The sequence below is a fragment of the Rhizobium sp. YTUHZ044 genome (genome assembly GCF_051123975.1).
Classification (GTDB): Bacteria; Pseudomonadota; Alphaproteobacteria; order Rhizobiales; family Rhizobiaceae; genus Rhizobium.
Map to the genome: position 1 here is coordinate 215,281 of NZ_CP101426.1, position 25,082 is coordinate 240,362.

Below are 25,082 nucleotides of genomic sequence, written 5' to 3' on the forward strand. Positions count from 1 at the left end.
GGACGTCTGCTGCATCAATGCAGCTTCAGCTTCGCCTCTTCGGCCGCCGCCAGGAACTCGGCTCTAGCCTCCTCCATGCTTTTGCGACCGTCCAACGCAGCCCGGCAGGTGCTGCGGGCCTTGATGTAACGAAGCCCGCGCGAACTCGGCCAGAGATCTGCCAGGCATTTCAAGGCATCGAACGGCCCGTTGACCGTTCGCGCATCGGCTCCCTCGAAACCGACCGTGACCGGGCTGTTCCATCGTTCAGTTGCCATCGATTCTCCTCCACGATTGTCGACAGAAACAGGGTGCAGCGCCTCCCATTCTCAGGACGGACGCCGCTATGATAGGCATTCTAGCGCGATTTTTGCCGTCAACAATGGTGAATCGTTCGTTGCTGATGAGGCGAAATGCCAGCTTGGGTGAGGCGGATCGCCGGGGGTGCGCACGCCAGGGGAATGTTGAGCAGTCGCAGATAAGTTTTATGGAACTTGCGCGCTGGAGCCGCTAGGCACGGGGAGAGGTCGCGGCTTGGTCTCTTCGCCCCGTTCATGGGGAGAAGGTGGCGGCGGCCGGATCAGGGGTAGCCGGGCGCGTGAGAAATGATGTCCGGGAGAAAACTGGTGCTGCCGAGTGGGATTGAACCACCGACCTCACCCTTACCAAGGGTGTGCTCTACCACTGAGCTACGGCAGCAGGACCAGATCCGCATGGAGCCGGGCGGCTCAATTGCAGGAACGGGGCGGCTATTGCCACAGCTTGACGACAAGCGCAAGCCGCAAAATCCAACTTCGCGTGGATAGAGATGCAAGGGCCTTTTGGATCGGTGCGAATTCGGCTAATTCTGTTGACATGAACGACAAGACCGAAACCGGCCAGAAGAGCCGTAAAGAGGCGATCGAGGCACAGGCGAAACTGCGCCGCGAGCGCGCCGCCGAAAAGCTCAGGGAAAATCTCTCGAGACGCAAACAGCAGGTGCGTGCCCGCCGTTCCGGCCAGGCCGACGAAACAAACGGGCTGCCCGCCGCAAAAATGGACGAATCGTAATGTTCCGTCCCGGACGAATTGAAGCCTCTGCATAAATCCCCTAAACACCTCACTCCTTCTTTCAAGGCAGAACTTTCAGGAAGTAAGCGCACATGGATCGTATCAGAATTGTCGGCGGTAATGAGCTGAATGGCATCATTCCGATTTCCGGCGCCAAGAATGCCGCACTGCCGCTCATGATCGCCTCGCTTCTGACCAGTGACACGCTGACGCTGGAAAACGTGCCGCATCTGGCAGACGTCGAGCTTCTGATGCGCATTCTCGGCAATCACGGCGTCGACGTCGCCGTCAACGGCCGCCGCGAGCGCCAGGAGGATTCCTACGCCCGCACGATCCACTTCACCTGCCGCACCATCGTCGATACCACCGCTTCTTACGAACTGGTCTCCAAGATGCGCGCCTCCTTCTGGGTCATCGGGCCACTCTTGGCGCGTGAGGGCCATTGCCGCGTGTCGTTGCCGGGCGGCTGCGCCATCGGCACGCGCCCCGTCGATCTTTTCATCGACGGCCTGACGGCGCTTGGCGCGACGATGGAGATCGATGCCGGTTATATCAACGCCAGGGCGCCGGATGGCGGCCTGATCGGCGCGCGTTACACCTTCCCGAAAGTCTCCGTCGGCGCCACCCATGTGTTGATGATGGCCGCGACCCTTGCCCGCGGCACGACTGTCATCGGCAACGCCGCCCGCGAACCTGAAGTCGCCGACCTCGCCAACTGCCTGAACGCCATGGGCGCCAAGATATCAGGCGCCGGCACCTCGACCATTACCATCGAAGGCGTCACCTCGCTCTCGGGCGCCCGTCATCGCGTCCTGCCGGACCGCATCGAGACCGGCACCTACGCCATGGCCGTCGCCATGGCCGGCGGTGACGTCGTGCTCGAAAATACCGATGTGTCGCTGCTCGAAACCGCACTGGAAACCCTGCGCCGGGCCGGCGCTGATATCTCGGCGACCAATAACGGCATGCGCGTCAGGCGCAACGGCGCCGGCATCAAGCCGGTCGATATCGTCACCGATCCTTTCCCGGGCTTCCCCACCGATCTGCAGGCACAGTTCATGGCGCTGATGACCCGCTCCTCCGGCATCTCGCATGTCACCGAGACCATCTTCGAAAACCGCTTCATGCACGTGCAGGAGCTTGCCCGACTCGGCGCCAGGATTTCGCTCTCCGGCCAGACCGCGAAGATCGAAGGTGTCCAGCGCCTGCGCGGCGCGCCCGTCATGGCGACCGATTTGCGCGCCTCCGTCTCGCTCGTCATCGCCGGCCTCGCCGCCGAGGGTGAAACCACGGTCTCCCGTGTCTACCACCTCGACCGCGGCTTCGAGCGGCTCGAAGCGAAGCTGACCCGCTGCGGCGCCGTCGTCGAGCGCATCAGCGAGTAAGAGAGACCTTCATTCCGGTTGCGTAATCGGTCGCAGCATCTTATTTCCCTTGTCTGACGCATCGCCATTCCGGCGATGCCTGTTAAATAGCAAGAGCATGATGTCGTCCGAAAATCGCTCGCACTTTCGGCATCCTGCTCTGGGGATTGAGCCTGAATGACCGACCTGAAGCTTGTTGCGCTTGATGACGAGGACCTCGCGATCATTTCTGCGCATATGCAGGATAGCGTCTTCAAGGTCGGCGACATCGACTGGTCGCCGCGCGGCGCCCAGTTCGCGCTTGCCGCCAATCGCTTCGTCTGGGAAAGTGCCGCGCGCAAGCGCAGAGGTTTCGAGCGCCGCCGTGCCGTTCTGGCCTTCAAACGCGTGCTTGCCGTCCGTTCGCTCGGCGTCGATCGCGGCAATCGTGATCAGGTATTGTCGCTGCTGGCGCTGCGTTTCGACAGGAAGGGCGAGGGGCCGGATGGCACGATCGAGCTGGCGCTGTCGGGCACTGCCTCGATTGCGCTCGACGTCGAATGCATCGAGGTCCAGATGGCCGATATCGGCGGCGCATGGCAGGCGGCTTCCAAACCCCGCCACCCCTGAATGGCTTGACGCCTGAAGTTTGAACATCGCGGTTCGAGTTGAGAAGGAATATAGGTCTTGGCAATCTGGCTGGATCAGGCACTGGAAGGTTTCGAGCAGCATTTTGCCGCCTTTCTGACGACGAAGCGCGAAGTGTCCGAGGATGTGAATGCCGTCGCCCGCTCTATCATCGATGATGTCAGGGCGCGCGGCGATGTGGCGCTGGCCGAATATTCGCTGAAATTCGACGGCATCGATTTTGCCGTGGTACCGATGCGGGTGACGGCGGAGGAGATCGACGCGGCGATCGAGGCGGTGCCCGCCGAAGTGCTGGGTGCGCTGAAGCTCGCGGCGCTGCGCATCGAAAGCCATCATCGCCGGCAGCTGCCGAAGGACGATATCTACGAGGACGATCTCGGCGTCCGTCTCGGCTCGCGCTGGACGGCAATCGAGGCGGTCGGGCTCTATGTTCCGGGCGGCACCGCGAGTTACCCGAGTTCGGTGCTGATGAATGCCGTCCCGGCCAAGGTCGCCGGCGTCGATCGCGTCGTCATCGCCGTTCCTGCCACCGGCGGCGCCGTCAATCCGGCGGTGCTCGCCGCCGCCAGGCTGGCCGGCGTGACCGAGATCTATCGCGTCGGCGGCGCCCAGGCGATCGCCGCTCTCGCCTACGGCACCGAGACGATCGCTCCTGTCGCCAAGATCACCGGTCCCGGCAACGCCTATGTCGCCGCCGCCAAGCGCCACGTCTTCGGCACCGTCGGCATCGATATGATCGCCGGCCCCTCCGAGGTGCTGGTGATTGCGGACAAAGACAACAATCCTGATTGGATCGCCGCCGATCTTTTGGCGCAGGCCGAGCACGATGTCAGCGCCCAGGCGATCCTCATCACCGACGATGCCGAATTCGGCAAGGCGGTGGAGCAGGCGGTCGAACGCCAGCTGAAGACGCTGAACCGCGCCGACACGGCAGCGGCAAGCTGGCGCGATTTCGGCGCCGTCATCCTGGTTGCCGATCTGAAGCAGGCCATCCCGCTTGCCAATCGCATCGCTGCCGAGCATCTGGAGCTTGCCGTCGCCGATCCCGACCGGCTGCTCGACGGCATCCGCAATGCCGGCGCTATCTTCATCGGCGCTCATACGCCTGAGGTTATCGGCGATTATGTCGGCGGCTCGAACCATGTGCTGCCGACGGCGCGTTCGGCGCGCTTTTCCTCCGGCCTGTCTGTGCTCGATTTCGTCAAGCGTACCTCGATCCTGCGCCTGGGGCCGGGTGAGTTGCGCACCCTCGGCCCGGCGGCGATCGCGCTTGCGGTCTCCGAAGGCCTCGATGCCCATGCGCGGTCGGTCGCGATCCGCCTCAACCTCGATTAGGTGTGAGGGGATGGCGGCGGGCGATTTCCGGCTTTGCGACGTCGTCCTCGACGATACGATCGGCCGTTCGACGCCCGATGTCGAACATGAACGTGCCGTCGCCATCTTCGATCTGATCGAGGAGAACAGGTTCGAGCCGCTCGGCCATGCCGGCGGTCCCTACCGGCTGAACATCTCGCTGATGGATTCGAAGCTGGTGTTCGCCATCAAGACCGAAGAAGGCGGCGATGTCGCCACCCATATCCTGTCGCTCACCCCCTTCCGGCGGATCGTCAAGGATTACTTCATGATCTGCGAAAGCTATTACGAAGCGATCCGATCGGCCACGCCAAGCCGCATCGAAGCGATCGACATGGGGCGGCGTGGCATCCACAACGAAGGCTCGCAGACGCTGAAAGACCGGCTGGCCGGCAAGATCGAGGTCGATTTCGACACCGCCCGGCGCCTTTTCACGCTGGTCTGTGTGCTCTACTGGCGCGGATGACGGCGATGGAGCTTGCCGCCGACGTCGAGGACGCAAAGAGGCCGGGCGCCATTCTCTTCATGTGCGGGCTGAACGCCATCCGCTCGCCGATGGCCGAAGCGATCGCCCGTAGCATTCTGCCTGCCAATACCTATATAAGGTCCGCCGGCGTTCGCGCCGGCGAGCGCGATCCTTTCGTCGATGTCGTGCTCGAGGAAATCGGGCTGTCCCTCGGGCGCCGCCAGCCGCAGACGCTTGATGAACTCGAGGACGATTATTTCGATCTGATCATCACGCTGTCGCCGCAGGCCCATCACGCCGCACTCGAGCTGACGCGGTCGAACGCGATCGACGTCGTCTACTGGCCGACCATGGATCCGACGGTCGTCAGCGGCACGAGGGAGCAGATACTGCACAGCTATCGCGAGGTCCGCGATCACCTGGCCGGCCTCATCGAAAGCCGGTTGCTCAAACGAAATGGCATCGCCGCGCAATCGGCATGAAAACAAATAAAGGAAAGCCTGATCAACAAGGTTCACAAACCTGCCTTGATTGTGTAGTTTCCGCCCAAATTTAAAGGCGCGCGTTGCGCTGCCTCTGCAACCCACAGGAAGAAAACCACTATATGCCGAAAGAAGAAGTCCTCGAATTCCCGGGAATCGTCACCGAACTTCTGCCGAATGCGACGTTCCGCGTGAAGCTTGAAAACGAACACGAGATCATCGCCCATACCGCCGGCCGCATGCGCAAGAACCGCATCCGCGTTCTCGCCGGCGACAAGGTGCTGGTGGAGATGACGCCCTACGATCTGACGAAGGGCCGCATCACCTACCGTTTCAAGTAAGTCTGCCCGCTCCCGTCCGCCGATGGTCGAGGTTTCATGGCGCTGAAATACAAGCTCATTCTGGCCTCGGGCTCGCCCCGTCGCGTCGACCTCCTCAACCAGGCCGGCATCGAGCCTTCGCGCCTGATGCCGATGGATATCGACGAGACGCCGAAGAAGTCGGAGCATCCGCGTTCGCTCGCCCGAAGGCTATCGGCCGAGAAGGCCGAGGCCGCACTTGCCGCCATCAAGGGCGATATCACCTGGAAGGGCAGCTATATCCTCTCCGCCGATACGGTGGTCGCCGTCGGCCGGCGCATTCTCGGCAAGGCTGAATTCGCCGACGAGGCGCTGAGCTCGCTACATCTCTTGTCGGGACGCAACCATCTCGTCTATACCGGCATTTGCCTGGTGACGCCCGATCGCAAGATCCGCCAGAAGATCGTCGAGACCAAGGTGCGCTTCAAGCGGTTGTCCGGTTTCGAGATCGAGAATTATCTCGCCTCCGGCCAGTGGCGCGGCAAGGCTGGCGCTTACGGCATCCAGGGCATTGCCGGCACTTTCGTGCAGAAGATGGTGGGTTCCTACACCAATGTCGTCGGCCTGCCGCTCTATGAAACCATTCTGCTTCTGACCGGCGAGGGCTTCGATGTGCATAGCCGGTGGCCTGAGGGCTGACCGACGGCCGATGCTTAAAGCGCGTCACGATCTTTCAGATCCGCGCGTCGCGCTTTAAGGCTTTTTTCTCGCATGTCGTTGTTGCAACACCGCTGACACTGTTGCGCGCCATGCTCTAGGACGGACCGATCATGCCCGAAGACAAGAAAGCCGCCGCCAAGGTCGAACCGCTGCGCAAGACGCGCCCTTGCCCGGAATGCGGCAAACCATCGAACCGCGAACATTACCCCTTCTGCTCCAACCGCTGCCGCGAGGTCGATCTCTCCCGCTGGCTGACCGGCTCCTACGCCATTCCGGTGGCCGACGACGAAACGAAGGCCGATTACCCGGATGAGGAAAACTAGGAGATTTCCTCCCCGAAGCTCTTATTTTTCCACATGAATCCGCAAAATTGGCAAGACCGTCAAAAAAGAGTCATTTGACGCTTGCCATGGCCGAACAAGATGCTATAACCCCGCTCGCTTCCGGGGCGAACCAAGGCCCCGCAGTTCTTTTCATCAAGAACACCCTCGCGAAGCAGGTTGGCCCAGGTAGCTCAGTTGGTAGAGCAGCGGATTGAAAATCCGCGTGTCGGTGGTTCGATTCCGCCCCTGGGCACCATTCAGTCTTCGGCCCATTCTAAAAAACAGCCTCCATGCGTGGTTAATTTGATCTGCCCACCCGCTTCCCGTCGCCTTTCGGTCAGCACCTGATCGTTCGCGACCTGTGTAATCTTCGCTATCCAGTGCAAGGTGGTTCCGAGATCGGTGTTGATCGCCGACAGCCGGCGCGCCTCAAAGCGTCTGCGTGGTCGAGAATTCACGAGGTCGACTGTTCACGCGACCAATCCTGCGATGCGTGGAACAAGCCACAACATCGCCGCGGTTCCGATAATGTAGGCGCCGACCTGGCGGGCTTGTGCGGGTGGGACGGTCACCAGTGCTCCTGCCAATCCGAGCAAGACCGAAGCCGCGGCCACGAAGATCAGTTGTCCCGCCTCGACGCCCAGGTTGAAGGTTAGCAGGCTCAGCGGCACGTCGGATTGTGGCAATCCCATTTCCATCAGGGCGCCGGCAAAGCCGAAGCCATGCAGCAGACCGAATACGAAGGCTACCACCCATGGAAGCCTTTCGGAAAGCCGTGTCTCACCTGGCTTCATTCTAACAAGTTCGCTCGCAACGAAAGCGATGCTGAGAGCAATTGTCGCTTCGACCGGCTTCTGCGGCAGACTGAAATAGCCGAGCGAGGCCCCAGCCAAGGTGATGCTATGGGCAATCGTGAAGGCGGTGATGGTCTTGATCAGCATCCCGCGCTCTCGAATGAGCAGCAGAAGGGCGAGAACGAAGAGCAAATGATCGAGACCGGAAAGGATGTGTTCGACTCCCAGCAAGAAATAGATTCGAGCGATGTCGAGGCTGCTCTTTGCACCTGCCACGGCGAAAGAGGGTGCAGCCGGCATGAGGCGCACGACCTCTGTGTCGCCGTTTTGATATGCGATGCGAACGAGCGCTTCCGTCATGGTCGACCTGAGTCCATCGATGGTGATCTCGCCGCCTTTCAGTCCGCCTGCACAGATGACCGTCCAGCGCTGGAGATAGGCGCTGCCGCCGATCGATCTTGCTCGGTCTGTTTTTTCGACGCATGGCTTCGGCAGTATTGCATTGAGACTGAGGCGCATGTTGCCCTGCGCCGGCACCTTCCAGATGACCGCGAACTCGTCGCGTGCCGTTTCGCGCAGGTCGAGATAGGCAGGCCTGATTTCGTGAGCAATACCTGAGGTGGCCAGGAACAGCGGGACAAGCACCGCCAGCAATGCGCCGAACCGCATCATCGGCCGGCTTCCGCACTGACAGGGAATTCGATGCTTACCATATAGTGCTTGAGCAACTCGGCAAATCGCCCGTCTTCCAAGGCCCGCCGCTTGGCGTTCGTCCATTCCCGCGCAACGGCATCCCGCACCTCGTCGAGCGCTGGCACTCGGCCGGGCATGCGCCTGGACACCCGGACCAGATGGAGCCCGAAACTGCTGGCGATGGGGCCTGTCCATTGATCCAGGAGGGCCTTGTCGAGTTTCTCGGGGAATTCGACGCCGAAGGTTTGCCCGATCGCCGTCTTGCTCGAAAGCGGTAGGTCGGAGGGAAGCAGCGTCGGGTCGCCCAATAGGTTAGGATCCGCGGCGGGATTGGCCTGCAGCGCTTCGAGGATGGAGGCTGCGTCCCGAGCGGTGCTGTCGCCGTGCCGCTGCGGGTTGAGATATACTTGCTGGAAGGCAAGCATCGGATCAATCTCGAACGTGGCTGCGTTGATCTGCAGATAGGCTTGGAGGTCTGCGTCGGTCGGCGTCAGAACGTCGGCGGCGGCGTCGACGAATTCCATTTTCTGACGCAAACGGCGGCGAACGACCGTGTCGTCTCTGTCGAGCCCGAGCGCCAGCGCCTCGCGCACCAGGACTTCTTCTTTCACATAGTCGTCGATCAGGCCCTTCAATTCCTCCGAGGTCGGCGGCCGCTGCCAGGTCTTGGTGAATAGAATGGCCATCTGCTCGATCTTCGGTGCCGTGACGACGATGCTGCCCGGCTTGTTTTGGATATCCGCGCCAATGAGCCGGTAACCGGCGAAGATCACCAATGCGAGCAGCAGGAAATGAACCAGCGGCTCCCTTAGCATGGATTTCAGCCAGATCGTTCCTGTTCGTTGGCTGGAGGGTGGAGCGGTCGGTCCGGCGGCCTGTTCAGCCGCGATCATGGCGTATACCAGATCGGCGAGGTGTAGGCGCGCTCGGTCACCGTCATCCGCGTTCCCTCGAGCGGCTTCGTTCCGTACCGTTTGGCATCATAGGCAGTCCATCGCGGCGTCGGAATTTCGATGACGCGCCCGTAGTAAAAAGCCTTCTGCTTGGGATCGAAGCTGGGATCCTTCCAGATGGCGATCAGTTCCGGAGCGCCGATCGTATTGGTCCATGTCGCGTTTTCGACGTTCACGGTGCTGCCGACCGGCGGCAGCTTGCCGTCGGCGCCTGGTTTGCGGTCCCCGCTCCAGGCGACATCGTACACCTGCTCATGCGTCTCGCCCTTGTCGTCCAGCCAGCCCTTGACGATCTGGTAGCGGTCGAGATTGGCCCCGATCGGGTCCCGCAGCGCGGCGACGAGGAACGACGGTGCCTTTCCTTCCGGCGCTGCTCTGAGATCGCCACCCATGGGAACGCCCTTGGCGTAGCCGATTTCACCGGGGTTGCGGGTCTCGGCGTCGGCTTGTTCGAAATTCCAGCCGCCGAAGAAGCGTACGGCCATGCGCGATCCCGTTGTGGCATAGGTCTCCTTGCGTTGCATGGCGTCCCATATCGACTCGCGCGTATTTTCAACCGCCCAGACAGCCGCGTATCCCGACGCGCCGACTTCCCAGTCCATCACCGTGATGCCGGTCTTGTCGTCCTTGACAAAGGTTGCCGTCAGACGCTCGGGGCTCGGCTCCTGCGGCGTGGTCTTGCCGAAGAAATTTTCCTCCTCCATCGCCGAAAGGCCCGTGTGTGCATCGGAGCTGCCGACCAATCCGAACTTGTAAGGGTTCGTACCGAGCTCGGCTTCGAGTTTGAGGCCGTTCTTCAATGCAGACCGTGCATATTCGAACTCGAGCATAGCAGGCGTCTTGCGTTCGCTGGCATCGAGATTGCCGAAATCCCAGATCTCGAAATCAGCAAACTCGTCGTTCGGCGACAGCAACGGGTGTGCCTCTCCGGTCCCCTTCGTCTGGGTCGTTTCGTAGAGGCGTTCCCACCTGGCGCGCTGCTCGACATAGGTCTTGTCGACCGGCTTGCCGGTGAAGGATTCGATCAGCGGGAACATGCGCCCATTGGAGAGATTGCCGTTGTGCGCAATCGCCAGCACGTTGCCGCCGGTCTTGTCCTCATAGGCCTGCATCCACTGCCATAGATCGCGCGGGTTGTCGCTGCCCAGTGGTTTCAGCGTGGTATAGGGTACGACCTGGGCGGCCTTGTCGGCATTGTCGCGGAAGATGACGTTGCGATGGAGGTTGTTACCTGCCGTATTGGACGTCCATTCATAGCCGATGAAAGCCGTGAACCGCCCCGGATCGTTATATTCCTCGGCAGCCTTTATCGTGTCCTGCCATGCATTCTTGTAGGGACGCGTGTCCGGCCCATAGATCATGCTCTGGGGAAGCGTTCCCTTGCCGAAGCTGAAGATGATTTGAAGCGCCGCGGTAGCGCCCTGGCCTGACTTGATCATATCGTACCAGGTCTTCGCCTGCGGATCGGCGATCACTTCAGCCTTGCCGGCGAACAGATCGGGGAACATGCCCATGTTGTCGGAGTGATCGGCCACGACCAGAAAGTCGAGCGGCCGTGACAGCTTCGCAGGCTGGCCGCTTGAGGCCATGACCTCCTCGCCACGGGCGAAGCGGTAAGCGTCACGTGGCGTCAACCTCGCGCCGAACGCGCCGGCGTCGAAGGAGGCTCCCGTATGCAAATGCGTGTCGCCAAAAAGCGGGCGGGTCGGAAAATTTCGTCCCGCATAGGGCGAGTAGAGAGGTTTACTGGTGAATACCCGTCCAGCCGCCCCGCTGTCCAGAGTGCCGATATCGGTGGCCTGCTGAGCCACGGTCGGTAAAGCAGAACCGAGGCTTATCAGCCCGGCAATCAAGAGTTTCCCAGGTGTCCGTTTCATGGCTCTCCCCCCACTGTGCGAACATTACACTATCGAAGCGGCGCGCTCCTTGATTAGCATCAATGACCGGAGCCCCTGTCCCGGCGAAATCAGCCTTGATATCCTCTGAGGCCGGCCCTGGCGTGCCGACCGCATACATGCCGGTCGGCAGGGTGATGGAGGTCCGACTGGGCTCCCCTTACGGGCGTTCAGTCCTTCGTTGAAACTTGCTGGTGCGACTCTTGCGCCTCGGCTAATATGCAATGGTGAAGCGCGGCAAGGGGGAAATAAGAAGAGCAGATTTGCTTCAACAATAAAGGTCAATCCGGATGATACCGGTGATCACTGCAACCGTTGAAAGAAGGTTCTCGAAGTACTGGAGGGGGAAGATGAAACGTAGAACTGCGCTTACCACGGCGTTCATTGGGGGGGTTCTATTCAGCGCTGGCGCCATGGCCGCTGACATCAAATCGCCGCTGACGCCGGAAGCTCATCAAGCTGAAACCGAAACGGGATGGACATTCGCATTCGCGCCCTACTTCTGGGCGGCAGGATTATCCGGCGATGTCGCGCAATTCGGACTGCCGACTGTCGATGTCGACATGAGCTTCAGCGATATTTTTGACCATCTCGACTTCGGGGCCATGGCTATTGGCGAGGCCCGCTACGACCGCTACAGCATTTTCGGCGACATCATATACACCAAAATTTCCGGCTCAGCAGGTACGCCCAGAGGGTTCATTGCCTCCGACGTAGAAGTTTCGACGGAGACATTCGCAGGCTTGCTCGGCGTCGGCTACTCGGTCATCGATGACAACACCTCGCGACTTGATGTCGTCGGAGCGGCGAGGGTCTGGTCTGTCGACACCGATATTTCGTTCAGCGGTGGCGTTCTGGATGGGGTGACGCGAAGCGATGGCGAGACATGGGTGGACGCGATGGCCGGCTTTCGCGGAAACTACTCCATCACGCCCGAGATCTATCTGACCGGATGGGGCCTGATCGGCGCCGGCCAGGCCGACCTCGATTGGGACGTCGCTGCTGCGATCGGCTACCGTTTCGGCGAGACCGTTTCAGCAGTCGTCGGCTACCGTGCCCTGGGCGTCGATTTCAGCAATGACGGCTTCGTCTTCGATGTAGTGCAACAGGGCCCGATTCTGGGATTGGTCATGCATTTTTGACCTGGTTTCAGGCAAACTTTCGAGCCAATGTCGAGGGCTAAGCCGATGCCGAGCCCCGCGCGGAAGTCCATCGTAGCCTTCAGCGGGCGGAGTGGCTGGCGCTGCGCGCAAAAACGAAAATTTGACGAACCGGCCCGGCAACTTCAGAATCGCTTCACAAACACGCATCTACCCGATGCTCGCCAAAACTTCGGATATAACGGAGAATTTCGTGGCCTGCCACCGTCTGTAGTCGAGGACGAATTTTGCGGAAATCCAGCAATCTCCGGTCATTTGGGCAGCCTCCCACCCGAGTAGTCCTTGATTTTGCGCGGCCGCCAACAATCTGCCGGCATGACTTCGGGAAATGACATATTCGGCCGCCGTCAATCGTGCGGAGACATCGCCCACCCAGGTGCGTTCACCTACGACCGGCGCGAGTGGCACACGCGACATGAGGTCATGCAATATATTGCTTCCGGATTCGGACCTCACGAACAGCGCGATGCTTTCTGGCGGACTGTACCAATCCGGATTGTTAAACAGCCGGCGGGCGATACGCGGCTGAGCGCGATAGAGAATTGTCTCATCCGTCTCCGACCGGCTACAGCGGTCTCCCGCGTCCATGCCGTCCAGGGAACGAAGGTGCCCTTCGAACCATTGTCGGATCAAGGCTTCAGCATAGGCGCTTGCCTGTAACGGGTTGGCGCGCCGATCCGTCGTCGCCACGGGCTCGAATAGTTTGTAATAGGCCATCTCCTTCAGATGGGCGACCGCGGTGTTATGGCTGGCGACGTGATTCTCGACCAGAAACTTTGCGAGGTTGGAAGCGGTCAAAGGAGGACGGGACGGGTCGAGCTTCCGCTCAAAATGCAATGCCAATGCCGCCTGGCTGAGCAGCCACTTCTGCAGATCGGCAACGTAACGCACAATTCTGGGCGCACTGCGATGGATTGCCAGCAGCTCGGAGGCGGATTCGCGCAGAGCCGCGGCAAAGGCGGCGTCCGCCATGAGATCTTCAACACTGTAGCTGCGGCATCTGGTCTGCAGTGAGGCTGAACATAAAGATATCGACATTTTGAAACCGAAGTGCATGCGATGCTGGCGCGAGATAATAAAAACCGCGGATGGTCAAAAGTCACTGCGAGAGTCAGTAACTGGCAAGCCAATTGCCGGTCGAGTGCGCGGCACCGTCGACGGAAGCTGCAGCGTCTCTGGCCCCGCTGCGTCACGATCGCCGGTTGAATGTTGCGAGCATCGCCGCGCCGACCAGACCGGACAGCAGAGATCCCAGCAGGATGCCCATCTTCACATGGTCTTGGACGGTGGGGTCGTTGAATGCCAGCAACCCGATGAAGAGGCTCATGGTAAAGCCTATGCCGCAGAGGGCGGCCACGCCGATCATTTGCCCCCAGCTCGCCTTCGCGGGAAGGTCGGCCAGGCCGAGTTTGACGAGCAGAAAGACCGTGCTGAGAACGCCGGCCAGTTTTCCAAGTAGCAGGCCCGCCGCCACGCCGAGCGTCAATGGTTCTGTCAGCGTGGCTGCCGAGGCGCCGATGAAGGAGACGCCGGCATTGGCAAAGCCGAAGATCGGAACGACGATGAATGCGACTGGCCTGTGGAGGATGTGCTCGAGGTGGTGCAACGGCGACTGGTCGTGGCTTGCCTCGGGCGTACCAGGCGTCACCTTCAGCGGAATCGTCAGAGCGAGAAGAACGCCGGCCAGCGTCGCGTGGATGCCGGATGCGAAAACGAGCACCCACAGCACGGCGCCGAGCAGCAGATACGGCCAGAGCTTCAAAATCCTGGCGCGGTTCATGCCGTAGAGCGCCGCAAGCACTGCCGCAGCCCCTGCAAGCGCCAGGAGGTTGAGATCGTTCGTGTAGAACAGCGCAATGATCACGACCGCCCCCAAGTCATCGATGATCGCCAGTGCCGCCAGGAAGATCTTCAACGAGGCAGGCACCCGTGGGCCGAACAGCGAGATGACGCCGAGCGCGAATGCGATGTCCGTCGCGGTCGGGATCGCCCAGCCGCGCAGGGCGGCCGGGTTTTCCCAGTTGAACAGGATGTAGAAGAGGGCGGGGAAGAGCATGCCTCCCATTGCCGCCGCGCCCGGCAGGATGCGGCGGCTCCAGCTGGAGAGCTGGCCATCGAGCATTTCGCGCTTGATCTCGAGCCCGACGAGGAGAAAGAAAAGCGCCATCAGCGCGTCATTGATCCAGTGCAGCAGGCTGAGCGGCCCCAGATGGATGTGAAGCGCGTGGAAGTAAGCCTCTGCGAGTGGTGAGTTCGCCGTCACGATCGCCGCCAAGGCGACTGCCATCAGCACGAGACCGCCCGACGCTTCGCTGTCGAGGAACTGACGAAGGGTGGATCGGATGAGGCCTGGAGAGATTGGCGACGACACCGGTCAGCGCTCCCTTTGTTTTGGAAGGTTGATCTTCAGTCTCCGTCGATTTCGGGAAAGCCCGCGGCGCACGCAGCACACGCCATCCCCTGCAGGATAAAGGGGCCGCATCGCCATTTCCAGCGAAATCGACCCGATCCGGAAAGATCATGGAGAGGCGCAGGGTTCGTTGGACCTGCCATTCGCTTCATTTTCACTGAAACGAGTAACCAGCCGGCACCATCTGCGTTTCTATCGTGAAGGTGACGATGTCGCCGAGTTCGGGGATTGCGAGATCCAGCCCCCAATCGCTGCGACGGATGCTGCCGGTCGCCGAGAAGCCGATCTTCGGGACGCCCATCATCGGGTGCTCCGCCATTGAGCCGTTGAAGGTCACGTCGAGCGTTGCCGGGTGCGTCACGCCGCGCAGGGTCAGGAGGCCTTCGACGGTGCCGGTCTTCTCGCCCGTCACGTGGATCGTCCTGGAAACGAAGGTGATCGGCTTGGCTGCAAGGAAGTTCTCGTCTCCGCCGATCTCCGCATCGAAGTTGACCTTCTCAGGCCAGGGATAGTCGGTGCGGACCGAAAGCGGATCGATCGTGACCGAAAGCGTGGAGGTTTCCGGCTTTTGCGGCTTCCAGTCGAGCCGCGCATCGACTCCGGTAAAGCGGGCCGTGTAGTGGGACAGGCCGGAATGGTCGAAGGACCAATTGAAACTCGAATGCGAAGGATCGGTCTTGTAGGCACCGCCCGGTGCAGGATCGGCGGCGGCGGCAGAGGTGAAGGCCGTGCTCAAGGCCAGAGCAAGGGTGCATGCGGTTGTACGAAGCATTGATAGTTCCTCGGATGTGAAATGATGTGGCTGTCGGCTCAGGCCGCCTGGTCGCGGTGGATCGTCTGGAGGCGCTCCCAGACGCGGCCGGGCTGGGGGATGTCGAGATCGAATACTGCCTGGAATGTGTCGCCGAGATGGCTCGCGCTCGTAATGCGCTCCTCGCTGAGGCTGTTCGCCGTCACACGGCGCAGACGGTCGTTCTGGAGGGCGACGTAGCCGTCCGCCGTGTGCCGCAACACCGCGAGCTTCTGGGTGAACGGCGAGCCGGGATCTTGCATCAGCCAGCCTTGTGTTGCGGCCATCGCGGCTTCGTCGCTGTGGTCGAGCCGGAAATCGAAGCTTTTCGCGATGCCGAGCACCTGATTATTGAAGCGCAGCCAGCTCCCGTCGGCCGGCATGATGGAGAAGTCAAAGCCGCGTTGGCTGATCGGCCCGGCCACAAGCGGCACCGGCTCGATGATGGCGTCGGCTACGCCGACCTCGGCGAGATAGGAACGGTCGAGGTCGACCCGCAGCGTCAGATGATTGCCGATGGCGATGTCGCCGAGCTTTTCGCGATCGACGGCGCCGCAAAGGCGGGTCACACGGAAACCCAGGGCTGCAAGCGCGGCGCCGAAGAGGCCGTTCATCTCATAACACCAGCCGCCGCGCCGCCCCTCGACCATCTTGGCGAATGCCGCAGCCGGGGTGATCTGGGAAGGCCATCCCATGAAGGCGTCCAGTGCCTCCCATGTAAAGCTCATGAGATGGGCGCGGTGCAACTGCGACAAGCTGTCGATGTCGAGGCGCGACGGCCGCTCGACTCCGATCCGGGCCAGATAGGCATCTATCTGTTGGGCTGTCAGGGGCATTGCGTTTTCATTTGAACGTGCATGTGTCATCGTTCGGTCTCCTTTCATTGGACCGTTGCTCAGGTCCGGCGGTGCGACTCCGTTGGTTCAGGCGACCTTGCGGCCGTCCTCAGGTGGGAAGGTCAGCCCGAAACTTTTGGCGACCGAGGCGACCTGCTCAGGTGTTTCGGGCTTGCAGAGTTCTACGATCGAAAAGAAACTTTCGAACCCGCCCGGTGTGACCACGACCATGAGGCGGCCCTCCGTTTTCCCCACATTGCGGAAACGGTGTGGCACACCACGCGGCAATGCGATGCAGCCGCCTTCCGCAAGTTCGACATAATCTCCGGCGCACCAGAAGCCGAAGCGCCCGGCAAGCACGCGGAAGAACTCGTCCTCGCGCTCGTGTACGTGCAGCGGCGGTCCTTCGCCGGCCGGCACGAAAGCTTCGAACATGCCGAGCGAACCGCCAGTATTGGCCGCCATTATGCGGATGACATGCTTGCCGAACGCCATTGCCGGCGTCCCACGCCCGGACGGCGAGACCGCAGCTTGGGTGAATGTCATCATGTCGGGTCTCCTTTGCTTGAGTACGCCCCACCGATTACTTTGCGCCCTCTCCTATGATAAGAGGGATTAACTGACATCATTGTTCGGATAATTGTACTCATGAAAACGCTTGATCCGCTTGACGGGATTGCCGCATTCCTAACGGTTTCCACGCATCTGAGCTTCACGAAGGCGGCCGAGGAACTGAGCATGGCGCGGGCGACGGTCGGCGCCCAGGTCAGGCAGCTCGAGGATCGCCTTGGCATCCGCCTCTTTCAAAGATCGACGCGCAAGATCGTCCTGACGGAGGCCGGGGCAGCCTACAGGGAAGCGCTTTCGGGAATTCTGCCGCAGATAAGAGAGGCCGAACGGGCCGCAATCTCGTTTCAGAAGGAAGCTGTCGGGCGATTGCGGGTGTCGGCGCCACCCGACCTCGGGCAGCTCGTGATCGTGCCGGCAGTTTCGGAGTTCCTCAAACTCAATACGGCTGTGTCTATCGAACTCGACCTGTCACATCGGCCCGTGAACTTGGTCGAGGATGGCTTCGACCTTGCAATTCGAGGCCGCCTTGAGGTCGATATCAATCTCATCACCCGACAACTGGCGACATCGTCAATCGTAATTTCCGCTTCACCGGCCTATATTGCCGAACACGGGGCACCAATGACGCCGCACGACCTCGCTCACCACGCCTGCCTCCACTTCGCCGAACTAAGATGGGGGCGGATTTGGCCGTTCAGCAGGGACGGTGAGGAGTTTCGCATCCCCATCGTACCCCGCCTGGAACTTAATCACAGTCTTGGTCTGCGCGACGCCGCCGTGCTCGGACTCGGCATTGTCCTTCTGCCCGACTTTATCGTCGGGGAAGACCTCAGGCAGGGCCGGTTGGTCCGTCTTCTCCCCGATTGGGATATCAGTACGATACAGTTGCAAGCGGTCTATCCGGCCAATCGCCATATCGCGGTAAAGGTCCGACGCTTCGTCTCGTTCCTGGCAGGCAAACTGCGACTATAGACGAGGTCCCAATCACCTATGGCATACAGCCTATCGAGACGCTGCTGAGCCCGTTCCCTGTCTCGAAGTATGCGGCTACTCCACCGGAATTTCGACCCCGATCGCGCCGATCATTCATCACCGCGGCGACGAACGAGCTTTACATCGTGAAGGGTGTTGCCGGCATTCCGCTGCGCCTGATGCTCGACTGGCATCTGAGCGATGGCAGAAGCGAGTTCACGAACCGGGAAACGCGGTTGACCGCCGGCGCACGCATGCCGGAGATCAAGGACAATCTCGAAACCCGGCTCTTGCTGTTGCGCCGCCGGCTTGAAGAAAAGCAGGCGCCCATCCGCCTCGCCCGCATCGGCAGGGGCCGCGTCAGGCTGGAGGCGGAAGGACCGCTGTTCCTGGAAGCCGTCGCAGGGGAATCCCCCTAAGCTGAGTGCCGGCGCAATCCTCCGGCGGCGCCTGCGCCAAACGAGCACCACCACTGTCCCACGAACAAAGCCGTACCATCGTGCGAAGGCCGATCACCAATTCGTGTTCGTCATGCCTGTAACAAGCGGGATCGTCGGCTCGAAAGAGGGATTACGCGGCCGATGACCGGTGCGCGGATATTTGCAAGAGGAGACCTTCCATGAACCGTTCCACTCTCACCCTCGCCCTCGCAGGCTCGCTCGCCACTGCGATTTCATCCGCTGCCTTCGCCGCGCCGCTGCCGGCGGAGAAAATGGTGGGCAACGAGAAATGCTATGGCATCGCGCTCAAGGGTCACAATGATTGTGCCGCCGGTGCCGGCACGACCTGCGCCGGGACATCGACGATGGATTATCAGGGGAACGCCTGGAAGGCCGTCCCGGCCGGCACCTGTGTCAGCATGAATGTCAACGGGCACATGGGTAAGCTCGAGCCGACCAAAGGCTGACCCGAAAGCGGAGGCCCGACACCCGGGCCTCCATCTTTTCTGGCCAAATCGGGAGAATTGCGATGACCGCTTCAACAAACCGACCTGTCCTCCTGCCTGCGCGGGCCGGCCTCGGCTTAAAACCCGAGCATTACGACACTATTCTGGCCGATCTGCCGGATGTCGGCTTCTTTGAGGTCCATGCCGAGAACTACATGGGCGCAGGTGGGCCGCCGCATTGCTATCTCCAAGCCATCACGGAACACTATCCGCTGTCGCTGCACGGTGTCGGCTTGTCGATCGGCGCGGCGCGCGGGCTCGACACGGCGCATCTGAATCGACTTCGCAGCTTGATCGACTGCTATCGGCCGCAGAGCTTTTCCGAACATCTGGCCTGGTCGACGCATGAAACGGGATTTCTCAACGATTTGTTGCCGCTACCCTACACGGAAGAAACGCTGGCACGCGTCGTCGACCATGTCGATGAAACGCAACAGGCGCTCGGGCGACAATTGCTGCTGGAAAACCCTTCCACCTATATACTATTCGCCGACAGTACGATCGATGAAGTGGATTTTCTGGAGGCGATCGCGCAGCGGACGGGCTGTGGCCTTCTGCTCGACGTCAACAATGTGATGGTCTCGGCGGTGAACCACCGGCTCGACGCCGCCACCTATATAGATCGTTTTCCGGTCGAGCTCGTCGGCGAGATTCACCTTGCCGGCTACGACGAAACCGTCGACTCCACCGGCGACCGGCTGCTGATTGACGCGCACGCGACAGCCGTGAAGAGCGATGTATTGGCGCTCTACGAACATACCCTCGCGCGCACCGGCGCACTCCCGACGCTGATTGAATGGGACAATAATGTTCCGGATTTCGCCACACTGTATTCAGAGGCGAAACGTGTGGATGCGGTGCTCGCCGCCGAAACGTTTCGCCGCGGCGGGCACCGGACCCGGGCGGCGTGACGATGGATTTCCCAACTTGCCAAACCGCCTTCGCCGATGCCTTGCTGCATGCCGAGCGGCCGGTGCCGGACTGCGTGATCAATGCACGCGGCAAGCCCGACGCGGCGCGGTTTGCCGTATACCGCAACAATGTATTCGTCGGGCTGACAAAGGCGCTGGCGCAACGCTTTCCGGTGACGGAGAGGCTCGTCGGTTCGGAATTCTTTGCGGCCATGGCGCGGGCCTACGCCCAGAATCATAAGCCGGCCTCGCCGCTGATCATGGAATATGGCGACGATTTCCCCGACTTCATCACAGCTTTCGAGCCTGCAGGCACGCTTGTCTACCTGCCTGACGTCGCCCGGCTCGAGGCCGCTTGGACGGAGGCTTACCACGCCGCAGACAGCGCGTCTCTCGATCCTGCGGCACTGAGAGCCGTGGCGCCCGAGATTCTTTCGGATTTGCGGCTCGTCCCGCACCCCTCGGCGCACCTGATCCTATCGAATTTTCCGGTTGGTTCGATCTGGAGCGCACATCAAGAGGAGATGGTTTCGCCGGTCTCCGACTGGGGCGGCCAAGCGGTCCTGGTCGTGCGACCGGAGATGTCGGTGAATGTTCATATCCTGCCGCCGCGGGACGCCGTTTTTGCAGCCGCCTTGTTCAATGCCGCCACTCTTGGCGAGGCGGCAGAGGCAGCATTTGCGGCTGCCCCCGAATTCGATTTCGGAACGGCGCTGGTCGGCCTTGCCGGTCTCGGCGCGTTCAGCACCCTTCAACAGTATAAAGGAAACTCCACATGAAAACCGAAATGGTCCCTTCGTACGGCTTTGGTGCTGCCGCTGCCTCCCTCGTCACGCGTGCGGAAGGCCTGCTCGCCTCCGTTCCCAGGTCGCTGCCGCTCTTGGCATTGCGTTTTGCGCTGGCTATTCCCTTCTTCAAGTCGGGGCTGACCAAATGGGACGGCTTCCTGACGCTTTCATCGGGCGCAAGATATCTTTTCGAGCAGGAGTTCAAGCTTCATGTCTTCGGCAGCGCAGTCGCCTACCCGTTTCCTCTGACGATGGCGACGGCCGCCGGAATCGGAGAATTGGTCCTGCCAATTCTGCTGATCCTCGGCCTGGCCACACGCTTCGCTGCTCTCGGTCTGCTTCTGATGACGGCGATCATCCAGCTCACCATCCCGGATGGCTGGGCGAATTTTCACTTGCCCTGGGCGGCAATGGCGCTGGCATTGGTCGTGTTCGGTGGGGGCAAGATCGCGGTTGATCCGTTTGTCTTTGCAGCGCCGCAAATGACGCGGCGGCCACACGCGTCATCTCCCCGAGGCGGCGCTCAGCCGGGATGAAGCCTTGCGCCGGACCGGAAAGATGCTGGCGTAGAACTGTCCGGCGTCAATGGCGTCGGCGGCTGCCACGCTCTCGACCATCTCATGGTCCTGCGATCCTGCCGCAGTGCTGGCATCCAACACGCTAGCGGCCGGTGCTGTGATCAACGTCAGCAATGGAAGAAACTCGAAGCGCAGCCGGAACCGACCAGCGTTTCGATCTCAGCCCCAGCCTGGGCCTTGCCCCGTCCACCGGATTGGCCGGGCCGAGGCGCTCCGGTTTTCGAAGCGAAGTGTCTCCGCCGCTCCCCCGAGCGCGGCGGAGACACGCAGCGCGCCAGCTATGCTGCGGACTGGTCCCGCGCTGCGAAGATAATCGCCTCTCCTGCGATATCGAGCACTGTGCGGCCCTCGATCGTTCCCGCTTTGAGATCGGCAAAGATATCGTTGATGTTGTCGAGTTGCGCCTTGGAGATTTCGGCGCGAACCTTGCCTTCGATAGCGAAAGCCAGCGCCTCATCGAGATCGCGGCGCGTGCCGACGATCGAGCCGCGTACGGTGATGCGCTTCAGCACGACATCGAAGATCGGTGTCGGGAAGTTGCCCGGCGGCAGGCCGACGAGGCTGACGGTGCCTTTGCGACGCACCATGCCGAGCGCCTGCGAGAAAGCGGGCGGCGAGACGGCGGTGACGAGAACACCATGCGCACCGCCGCTTGTTGCCTTCAGCACCTTCTCGACGGTGTCTTCAGCGCGTGCGTTGAGCGCGAGATCGGCGCCGACCTGGCGGGCAAGGTCGAGTTTGGCGGCAGCGACATCGAGAGCAACCACCTTGAGACCCATCGCTTTGGCATATTGGATCGCAACATGGCCGAGGCCGCCGACGCCCGATATCGCCACCCATTCGCCGGGCCGCGCTTCGGTTTCCTTCAGCCCCTTATAGGTCGTGACACCGGCGCAGAGGATTGGCGCGATCTCCGCGAAATCGACACCGGCAGGAAGGCGGGCGGCGAAAGCGGCCGAGGCAATGACATATTCGGCAAAGCCGCCATTGCAGCTGTAGCCGGTATTGTGCTGGTGTTCGCAGAGGGTTTCCCAACCGGTTTCGCAATATTCGCAGCGCAAGCAGGCATCGTGCAGCCAGGCGACGCCGACGGCGTCGCCTTCCTTGAATTCGGTGACGCCGGGACCGAGAGCAGCAACGACCCCGGCCGCTTCGTGACCGGGAATGAAGGGCGGCAACGGTCTGACCGGCCAATCGCCCTCGGCGGCATGCAGATCGGTATGGCATACTCCGCAGGCAGCGACCTTCACCAGGATTTCACCTGGGCCCGGAACAGGCACTGGCACGCATTCGATTGCGAGCGGCTTGCCGAACTCCTGAACCACTGCCGCCTTCATCATCTTGCTCGTCATGATCTTCGTCCCTTCACGATGATTATCCGGCTCGGATAATGCAGGCATCGCACACTCGCCACATTGACCCATCGCAAAGAGCGGCCCCGTTGACCCAGAGGGAAGGGGGGAGACTGTTCTGGCAGCCATCAATAAGAGAGGCCGGATACGAAACCGGCATGTCTGGAGGCACCACGGGAATGGGAGCGGCCATGAGATGTCTCCTGCACGAAAGTGCCGGCAGCCTGGCGCACATCACCCGGGAAGGCCTTAGCCGGCCTCGTCGAGGGACCTTGCCGCTTCAAGCAGAAGCTGCTTCATTTTCTCGCGAACCGTCTGAGCGCCAATCGCGGCGTCTGCGCTTCCAAAAAGCTGAACCGCTCTCGGTAACGCAGGCGCAGCGCCTGTAGGCAATCAAAACAGAAGGAGCGATGCCAGAGACAGAATGAGCGCGGGGAACATGACGACGGTTCCGAGTTTTAGAAACGTCCAGGCGCCGATATGCAGGCCTTCGCGGCGCAGCGCAGACAGCCACAAGATCGTTGCCAGCGACCCCGTCACCGACAGATTGGGGCCGAGATCGACGCCGATCAGCACGGCGCCGGCGATCTTGTCGGAGACGCCGGCCGCCTGAACCACGCTGCCGGCAAGCAGTCCGGCGGGAAGATTGTTCACGAGGTTGCAGATCACGCCGACGAGAAGGCCCGCCACGCCGATCGCCTGCGATTGCGAGGACGAGGCAAGCGCAGCCAGCTGATCAGCGAGAATGTTCGTCAGGCCGGTGTGATCGAGAGATTCGACGATGACGAATAGGCCGGCGACCAGCGGCAGAACGCTCCAGCTGATGCCCTTCATCGTCTCGGCCGGGCTTTGCCGCGTGAGCATCAGAACGATCGCGGTGGTGATCGTGCCTGCAACAAAGGTCGGCACGCCGAGATCGACATGCATCGCCGACGCCGCGATAAGAATAATGGCCGTCAGCAGGATTCCCCATCCCGCCAGCCGGGCGCTGTGGGAGAGGGGCGCCCGTTGCGTGTCCGCGGCAAGAGTGTCTTCTGCGAGGGCGCTGCGCTGCGTCCAGTAGAGGCAGAGGAACGTGGCGACGATCGAAATGATCGACGGCAGCATGAATGTCGACAGCCAACGGGACAGCGGCGGCATGTCACCGCCGGCAAAGATCACCAGATTGGCCGGATTGGAAATTGGCAGAACGAAGCTTGCGGCATTGGCGATGAAGGCGCAGATCAACAGATATGGCATCGGGTCCTTCACCCGCGCCGTCCGGCAGGCGGCATAGACGGCCGGTGTCAGCACCACGGCTGTCGCATCGTTGGAAAGAAAGACGGTGACAACCACCCCGACAAGATAGACCAGCACGAAGAGACGCCGGGGTGATCCTTTGGCGTAGGCGATTGCAATGGCGGCGATCCAGTCGAACAGGCCTTCGCGCCGGGCAAGTTCCGACAGCAGCATCATGCCGATCAAAAAGAGATAAACGTCGCCGCCCTTGGCGACGCCTGCCAGGGCATCATGGGGGCCGAGCAGGCGGAAGGCGAGCAGGAGCAGGGCGCCGAAGACGGCCCAGATCGCTTCCGGCCACCGAAAGGGACGGACGACGACGCCCATCGCAGTGAGGCCGGCGATTCCCCAGGTCATGGCATGTTCAATCATTTGCAATCGCGTTCGGTTGGGGCGCGGCAGAACAGCCGCCAAGGTTGATGCAAGAGCTTTTCGGGATCGAATACATGTTTGGTCGGGCAGTGACAAATCCGATTATCTTGAAAAGCCGCTAATACCAGAAGCAGCAGCTCAATCGGCCAACGGAACAATCACAGCAGGATCTGGTTTAACTCGCACCACGTATCTCCGGCGGAGGTGACGATGTGGGCAGTTCTGATTGGCGCCGCTCTCATAATTGGCGGCCTTGTTTTTCTCTTGCGGCCGACGCTTCGTCGAAAGCCGAGTGATCCGCACCTGATGCCGCAAGGCGGCGCCACGCTCGAACCGCGGCGCCAAGGGCTGAGATTTCTCAGCTTGGCGCGGAACTGGCCGGCCCTGGTTGTCATCGCGGTCGGTGCGGTTTTTCTGGTTTTCGGGAGCTACTGGTGACAGACACAGTGTTGGCCCACTCCGCAGCGCATCTCTCCCATCAAGATTCCCGGTTTGCCGCCGACGCCTTGAGAAGGCCTGCAGCCAAGGCGCCGAAGGCCTCGACAGCTTTCGGCAGCACATCCTGCGGCTCGTCACTGGCAGCGATCCAGAGGGCGGCATTGAGCGCGGCACCGTTGAGCAGCCGGGCGGCTGCTTCCGCGTCGACCGGCTTGAGGGCGTCCTGCGCGATAAGGCGATCGATTGTCTGCCTGGTTGCCTGAAGGCAGCTGCTCTGGCTCGGCCATTGTGACGGATCACCCAATACGGCAGGCCCGTCGAGCAGAACGATGCGTTGGACCTCCGGATCAAGCGCCATTTCGATATAAGCCGCGCCCTCTGCGAGCAGACCTTGCCAGTCATCACCCGCACGGGCGCCGATCTCCTGGGCGCGGGACGCCATTTCCGTGTCGATCTGATCGACGACTGCCGCAAGCAGCCCGCGCTTGTCTCCGAAGTTGTGGTACAGCGCTCCGCGCGTCAGGCCTACCTCTGCGGTCAGCTCATCCATCGACGCGGCCGCGTATCCCTTCTCGGCAAAAGCCTTTCGCCCGGCCGCGATCAGCTTCATACGATTTTCCTCCATCGTCTCGCTGCGCCGTTTGACCATCTCGTCTCCAAATTTTGGTATACGTTCCGTATAT

29 protein-coding genes and 2 tRNA genes are annotated in these 25,082 nt (G+C 61.3%); 18 read left to right on the plus strand and 13 right to left on the minus strand.

Annotated elements, in window-relative coordinates:
• Positions 1 to 14 precede the first annotated feature (14 nt).
• Positions 15 to 257: a DUF982 domain-containing protein gene (locus NL154_RS01035; RefSeq protein ID WP_210629280.1), complete on the minus strand. Its 243-nt coding sequence runs from the start codon at positions 255 to 257 to the stop codon at positions 15 to 17.
• 346 nt (positions 258 to 603) lie between these two features.
• A tRNA-Thr gene (locus NL154_RS01040) sits at positions 604 to 678 on the minus strand.
• 156 nt (positions 679 to 834) lie between these two features.
• Here NL154_RS01040 and NL154_RS01045 point away from each other — a divergent pair.
• From NL154_RS01045 to NL154_RS01090, 10 genes are all read left to right on the plus strand, one after another.
• Entirely contained in the window at positions 835 to 1,029 is a 195-nt protein-coding gene (locus tag NL154_RS01045) for a hypothetical protein (protein WP_011423945.1), read from the plus strand.
• Between the two features lie 92 nt (positions 1,030 to 1,121).
• The gene (gene murA / locus NL154_RS01050) at positions 1,122 to 2,414 is read left to right on the plus strand and encodes a UDP-N-acetylglucosamine 1-carboxyvinyltransferase (protein ID WP_210629279.1); all 1,293 of its coding nucleotides are present in this window, start codon (positions 1,122 to 1,124) and stop codon (positions 2,412 to 2,414) included.
• Positions 2,415 to 2,570: 156 nt separating this feature from the next.
• Complete coding sequence (locus NL154_RS01055; RefSeq protein ID WP_210629278.1) at positions 2,571 to 3,002, plus strand: DUF2948 family protein; 432 nt, start codon at positions 2,571 to 2,573, stop codon at positions 3,000 to 3,002.
• Positions 3,003 to 3,059: 57 nt separating this feature from the next.
• Positions 3,060 to 4,355, plus strand: a complete 1,296-nt coding sequence (gene hisD, locus NL154_RS01060; protein ID WP_210629277.1) for a histidinol dehydrogenase — start codon at positions 3,060 to 3,062, stop codon at positions 4,353 to 4,355.
• 10 nt (positions 4,356 to 4,365) lie between these two features.
• A complete protein-coding gene (locus NL154_RS01065) occupies positions 4,366 to 4,839 on the plus strand; it encodes a UPF0262 family protein (protein ID WP_210629276.1) in 474 nt (157 codons plus the stop codon).
• Positions 4,836 to 5,321, plus strand: a complete 486-nt coding sequence (locus NL154_RS01070; RefSeq protein ID WP_210629275.1) for a low molecular weight phosphatase family protein — start codon at positions 4,836 to 4,838, stop codon at positions 5,319 to 5,321. The genes NL154_RS01065 and NL154_RS01070 overlap by 4 nt, the downstream gene beginning before the upstream one ends.
• 122 nt (positions 5,322 to 5,443) lie before the next feature.
• The gene (gene infA, locus NL154_RS01075; RefSeq protein WP_003545338.1) at positions 5,444 to 5,662 is read left to right on the plus strand and encodes a translation initiation factor IF-1; all 219 of its coding nucleotides are present in this window, start codon (positions 5,444 to 5,446) and stop codon (positions 5,660 to 5,662) included.
• 36 nt (positions 5,663 to 5,698) lie between these two features.
• Positions 5,699 to 6,319 carry a Maf-like protein gene (locus tag NL154_RS01080; RefSeq protein WP_210629274.1) on the plus strand — a complete coding sequence of 207 codons (621 nt, stop codon included), beginning with the start codon at positions 5,699 to 5,701 and terminating at the stop codon, positions 6,317 to 6,319.
• Between the two features lie 131 nt (positions 6,320 to 6,450).
• Positions 6,451 to 6,663: a DNA gyrase inhibitor YacG gene (gene yacG, locus NL154_RS01085; protein ID WP_064800614.1), complete on the plus strand. Its 213-nt coding sequence runs from the start codon at positions 6,451 to 6,453 to the stop codon at positions 6,661 to 6,663.
• 180 nt (positions 6,664 to 6,843) lie between these two features.
• Positions 6,844 to 6,919: transfer RNA gene (locus NL154_RS01090), tRNA-Phe, on the plus strand.
• A 214-nt stretch (positions 6,920 to 7,133) separates the two neighbouring features.
• Here NL154_RS01090 and NL154_RS01095 read toward each other — a convergent pair.
• The 3 genes from NL154_RS01095 to NL154_RS01105 are packed head-to-tail and all read right to left on the minus strand — an operon-like array spanning position 7,134 to position 10,980.
• The gene (locus NL154_RS01095) at positions 7,134 to 8,129 is read right to left on the minus strand and encodes a HupE/UreJ family protein (protein WP_210631695.1); all 996 of its coding nucleotides are present in this window, start codon (positions 8,127 to 8,129) and stop codon (positions 7,134 to 7,136) included.
• Positions 8,126 to 9,043, minus strand: a complete 918-nt coding sequence (locus tag NL154_RS01100) for a peptidyl-prolyl cis-trans isomerase (RefSeq protein ID WP_434733440.1) — start codon at positions 9,041 to 9,043, stop codon at positions 8,126 to 8,128. Before NL154_RS01100 ends, NL154_RS01095 begins: the two co-directional genes overlap by 4 nt.
• Entirely contained in the window at positions 9,040 to 10,980 is a 1,941-nt protein-coding gene (locus NL154_RS01105; RefSeq protein ID WP_221122739.1) for a DUF3604 domain-containing protein, read from the minus strand. Before NL154_RS01105 ends, NL154_RS01100 begins: the two co-directional genes overlap by 4 nt.
• Before the next feature lie 431 nt (positions 10,981 to 11,411).
• On the opposite strand from NL154_RS01105, the gene NL154_RS01110 reads away from it, so the two are divergent.
• Positions 11,412 to 12,140 (plus strand): hypothetical protein, encoded by a 729-nt coding sequence (locus tag NL154_RS01110; protein ID WP_259669841.1) that lies wholly within the window; start codon positions 11,412 to 11,414, stop codon positions 12,138 to 12,140.
• A 168-nt stretch (positions 12,141 to 12,308) separates the two neighbouring features.
• Here the strand turns inward: NL154_RS01110 and NL154_RS01115 are convergent, their stop codons facing one another.
• From NL154_RS01115 to NL154_RS01135, 5 genes are all read right to left on the minus strand, one after another.
• Positions 12,309 to 13,130: a hypothetical protein gene (locus tag NL154_RS01115; protein ID WP_210629271.1), complete on the minus strand. Its 822-nt coding sequence runs from the start codon at positions 13,128 to 13,130 to the stop codon at positions 12,309 to 12,311.
• A gap of 217 nt (positions 13,131 to 13,347) precedes the next feature.
• A complete protein-coding gene (nhaA, locus tag NL154_RS01120; RefSeq protein WP_221122740.1) occupies positions 13,348 to 14,529 on the minus strand; it encodes a Na+/H+ antiporter NhaA in 1,182 nt (393 codons plus the stop codon).
• 193 nt (positions 14,530 to 14,722) lie between these two features.
• Positions 14,723 to 15,340 (minus strand): YceI family protein, encoded by a 618-nt coding sequence (locus tag NL154_RS01125; protein WP_434733441.1) that lies wholly within the window; start codon positions 15,338 to 15,340, stop codon positions 14,723 to 14,725.
• A gap of 38 nt (positions 15,341 to 15,378) precedes the next feature.
• Positions 15,379 to 16,194, minus strand: coding sequence for an arylamine N-acetyltransferase family protein (locus NL154_RS01130; RefSeq protein WP_434733442.1), 816 nt, complete (start codon positions 16,192 to 16,194; stop codon positions 15,379 to 15,381).
• 87 nt (positions 16,195 to 16,281) lie between these two features.
• Entirely contained in the window at positions 16,282 to 16,743 is a 462-nt protein-coding gene (locus NL154_RS01135) for a cupin domain-containing protein (protein WP_210629267.1), read from the minus strand.
• Between the two features lie 99 nt (positions 16,744 to 16,842).
• Between NL154_RS01135 and NL154_RS01140 the strand changes: the two genes are divergently transcribed.
• From NL154_RS01140 to NL154_RS01165, 6 genes are all read left to right on the plus strand, one after another.
• Positions 16,843 to 17,736: a LysR family transcriptional regulator gene (locus NL154_RS01140; RefSeq protein WP_210629266.1), complete on the plus strand. Its 894-nt coding sequence runs from the start codon at positions 16,843 to 16,845 to the stop codon at positions 17,734 to 17,736.
• Between the two features lie 146 nt (positions 17,737 to 17,882).
• Positions 17,883 to 18,155, plus strand: coding sequence for a hypothetical protein (locus NL154_RS01145; RefSeq protein ID WP_259668837.1), 273 nt, complete (start codon positions 17,883 to 17,885; stop codon positions 18,153 to 18,155).
• Positions 18,156 to 18,355: 200 nt separating this feature from the next.
• Positions 18,356 to 18,643 (plus strand): BufA1 family periplasmic bufferin-type metallophore, encoded by a 288-nt coding sequence (locus NL154_RS01150; RefSeq protein WP_210629265.1) that lies wholly within the window; start codon positions 18,356 to 18,358, stop codon positions 18,641 to 18,643.
• A gap of 62 nt (positions 18,644 to 18,705) precedes the next feature.
• Positions 18,706 to 19,593: an MNIO family bufferin maturase gene (gene bufB, locus NL154_RS01155; RefSeq protein WP_434733443.1), complete on the plus strand. Its 888-nt coding sequence runs from the start codon at positions 18,706 to 18,708 to the stop codon at positions 19,591 to 19,593.
• A 2-nt stretch (positions 19,594 to 19,595) separates the two neighbouring features.
• A complete protein-coding gene (locus NL154_RS01160) occupies positions 19,596 to 20,372 on the plus strand; it encodes an HvfC/BufC N-terminal domain-containing protein (protein WP_434733444.1) in 777 nt (258 codons plus the stop codon).
• Entirely contained in the window at positions 20,369 to 20,917 is a 549-nt protein-coding gene (locus tag NL154_RS01165) for a DoxX family protein (RefSeq protein WP_247241680.1), read from the plus strand. The genes NL154_RS01160 and NL154_RS01165 overlap by 4 nt, the downstream gene beginning before the upstream one ends.
• Before the next feature lie 320 nt (positions 20,918 to 21,237).
• Here the strand turns inward: NL154_RS01165 and adhP are convergent, their stop codons facing one another.
• Positions 21,238 to 22,311: an alcohol dehydrogenase AdhP gene (adhP, locus tag NL154_RS01170; RefSeq protein WP_434733445.1), complete on the minus strand. Its 1,074-nt coding sequence runs from the start codon at positions 22,309 to 22,311 to the stop codon at positions 21,238 to 21,240.
• A gap of 393 nt (positions 22,312 to 22,704) precedes the next feature.
• Positions 22,705 to 23,961, minus strand: a complete 1,257-nt coding sequence (locus NL154_RS01175; RefSeq protein WP_434733446.1) for an arsenic transporter — start codon at positions 23,959 to 23,961, stop codon at positions 22,705 to 22,707.
• 210 nt (positions 23,962 to 24,171) lie between these two features.
• Between NL154_RS01175 and NL154_RS01180 the strand changes: the two genes are divergently transcribed.
• Positions 24,172 to 24,399, plus strand: coding sequence for a hypothetical protein (locus NL154_RS01180; protein ID WP_184457179.1), 228 nt, complete (start codon positions 24,172 to 24,174; stop codon positions 24,397 to 24,399).
• A 40-nt stretch (positions 24,400 to 24,439) separates the two neighbouring features.
• Here NL154_RS01180 and NL154_RS01185 read toward each other — a convergent pair whose 3' ends face one another.
• Positions 24,440 to 25,048: a TetR/AcrR family transcriptional regulator gene (locus NL154_RS01185; RefSeq protein ID WP_210629260.1), complete on the minus strand. Its 609-nt coding sequence runs from the start codon at positions 25,046 to 25,048 to the stop codon at positions 24,440 to 24,442.
• Positions 25,049 to 25,082: the final 34 nt, after the last annotated feature.

What these genes read in the sequence shown, in the direction of transcription:
- NL154_RS01135 (WP_210629267.1), bottom strand. Translation starts at nt 16,743, where the DNA reads ATGATGACATTCACCCAAGCTGCGGTCTCGCCGTCCGGGCGTGGGACG.
- NL154_RS01080 (WP_210629274.1), top strand. Translation starts at nt 5,699, where the DNA reads ATGGCGCTGAAATACAAGCTCATTCTGGCCTCGGGCTCGCCCCGTCGC.
- NL154_RS01125 (WP_434733441.1), bottom strand. Translation starts at nt 15,340, where the DNA reads ATGCTTCGTACAACCGCATGCACCCTTGCTCTGGCCTTGAGCACGGCC.
- NL154_RS01185 (WP_210629260.1), bottom strand. Translation starts at nt 25,048, where the DNA reads ATGGTCAAACGGCGCAGCGAGACGATGGAGGAAAATCGTATGAAGCTG.
- NL154_RS01175 (WP_434733446.1), bottom strand. Translation starts at nt 23,961, where the DNA reads ATGATTGAACATGCCATGACCTGGGGAATCGCCGGCCTCACTGCGATG.
- NL154_RS01110 (WP_259669841.1), top strand. Translation starts at nt 11,412, where the DNA reads ATGGCCGCTGACATCAAATCGCCGCTGACGCCGGAAGCTCATCAAGCT.
- NL154_RS01065 (WP_210629276.1), top strand. Translation starts at nt 4,366, where the DNA reads ATGGCGGCGGGCGATTTCCGGCTTTGCGACGTCGTCCTCGACGATACG.
- NL154_RS01140 (WP_210629266.1), top strand. Translation starts at nt 16,843, where the DNA reads ATGAAAACGCTTGATCCGCTTGACGGGATTGCCGCATTCCTAACGGTT.
- bufB (WP_434733443.1), top strand. Translation starts at nt 18,706, where the DNA reads ATGACCGCTTCAACAAACCGACCTGTCCTCCTGCCTGCGCGGGCCGGC.
- NL154_RS01160 (WP_434733444.1), top strand. Translation starts at nt 19,596, where the DNA reads ATGGATTTCCCAACTTGCCAAACCGCCTTCGCCGATGCCTTGCTGCAT.
- NL154_RS01115 (WP_210629271.1), bottom strand. Translation starts at nt 13,130, where the DNA reads ATGGCGGACGCCGCCTTTGCCGCGGCTCTGCGCGAATCCGCCTCCGAG.
- yacG (WP_064800614.1), top strand. Translation starts at nt 6,451, where the DNA reads ATGCCCGAAGACAAGAAAGCCGCCGCCAAGGTCGAACCGCTGCGCAAG.
- NL154_RS01105 (WP_221122739.1), bottom strand. Translation starts at nt 10,980, where the DNA reads ATGAAACGGACACCTGGGAAACTCTTGATTGCCGGGCTGATAAGCCTC.
- NL154_RS01130 (WP_434733442.1), bottom strand. Translation starts at nt 16,194, where the DNA reads ATGCCCCTGACAGCCCAACAGATAGATGCCTATCTGGCCCGGATCGGA.
- infA (WP_003545338.1), top strand. Translation starts at nt 5,444, where the DNA reads ATGCCGAAAGAAGAAGTCCTCGAATTCCCGGGAATCGTCACCGAACTT.
- NL154_RS01045 (WP_011423945.1), top strand. Translation starts at nt 835, where the DNA reads ATGAACGACAAGACCGAAACCGGCCAGAAGAGCCGTAAAGAGGCGATC.
- NL154_RS01070 (WP_210629275.1), top strand. Translation starts at nt 4,836, where the DNA reads ATGACGGCGATGGAGCTTGCCGCCGACGTCGAGGACGCAAAGAGGCCG.
- NL154_RS01165 (WP_247241680.1), top strand. Translation starts at nt 20,369, where the DNA reads ATGAAAACCGAAATGGTCCCTTCGTACGGCTTTGGTGCTGCCGCTGCC.
- NL154_RS01100 (WP_434733440.1), bottom strand. Translation starts at nt 9,043, where the DNA reads ATGATCGCGGCTGAACAGGCCGCCGGACCGACCGCTCCACCCTCCAGC.
- NL154_RS01055 (WP_210629278.1), top strand. Translation starts at nt 2,571, where the DNA reads ATGACCGACCTGAAGCTTGTTGCGCTTGATGACGAGGACCTCGCGATC.
- NL154_RS01035 (WP_210629280.1), bottom strand. Translation starts at nt 257, where the DNA reads ATGGCAACTGAACGATGGAACAGCCCGGTCACGGTCGGTTTCGAGGGA.
- NL154_RS01150 (WP_210629265.1), top strand. Translation starts at nt 18,356, where the DNA reads ATGAACCGTTCCACTCTCACCCTCGCCCTCGCAGGCTCGCTCGCCACT.
- adhP (WP_434733445.1), bottom strand. Translation starts at nt 22,311, where the DNA reads ATGACGAGCAAGATGATGAAGGCGGCAGTGGTTCAGGAGTTCGGCAAG.
- murA (WP_210629279.1), top strand. Translation starts at nt 1,122, where the DNA reads ATGGATCGTATCAGAATTGTCGGCGGTAATGAGCTGAATGGCATCATT.
- NL154_RS01180 (WP_184457179.1), top strand. Translation starts at nt 24,172, where the DNA reads ATGTGGGCAGTTCTGATTGGCGCCGCTCTCATAATTGGCGGCCTTGTT.
- NL154_RS01095 (WP_210631695.1), bottom strand. Translation starts at nt 8,129, where the DNA reads ATGATGCGGTTCGGCGCATTGCTGGCGGTGCTTGTCCCGCTGTTCCTG.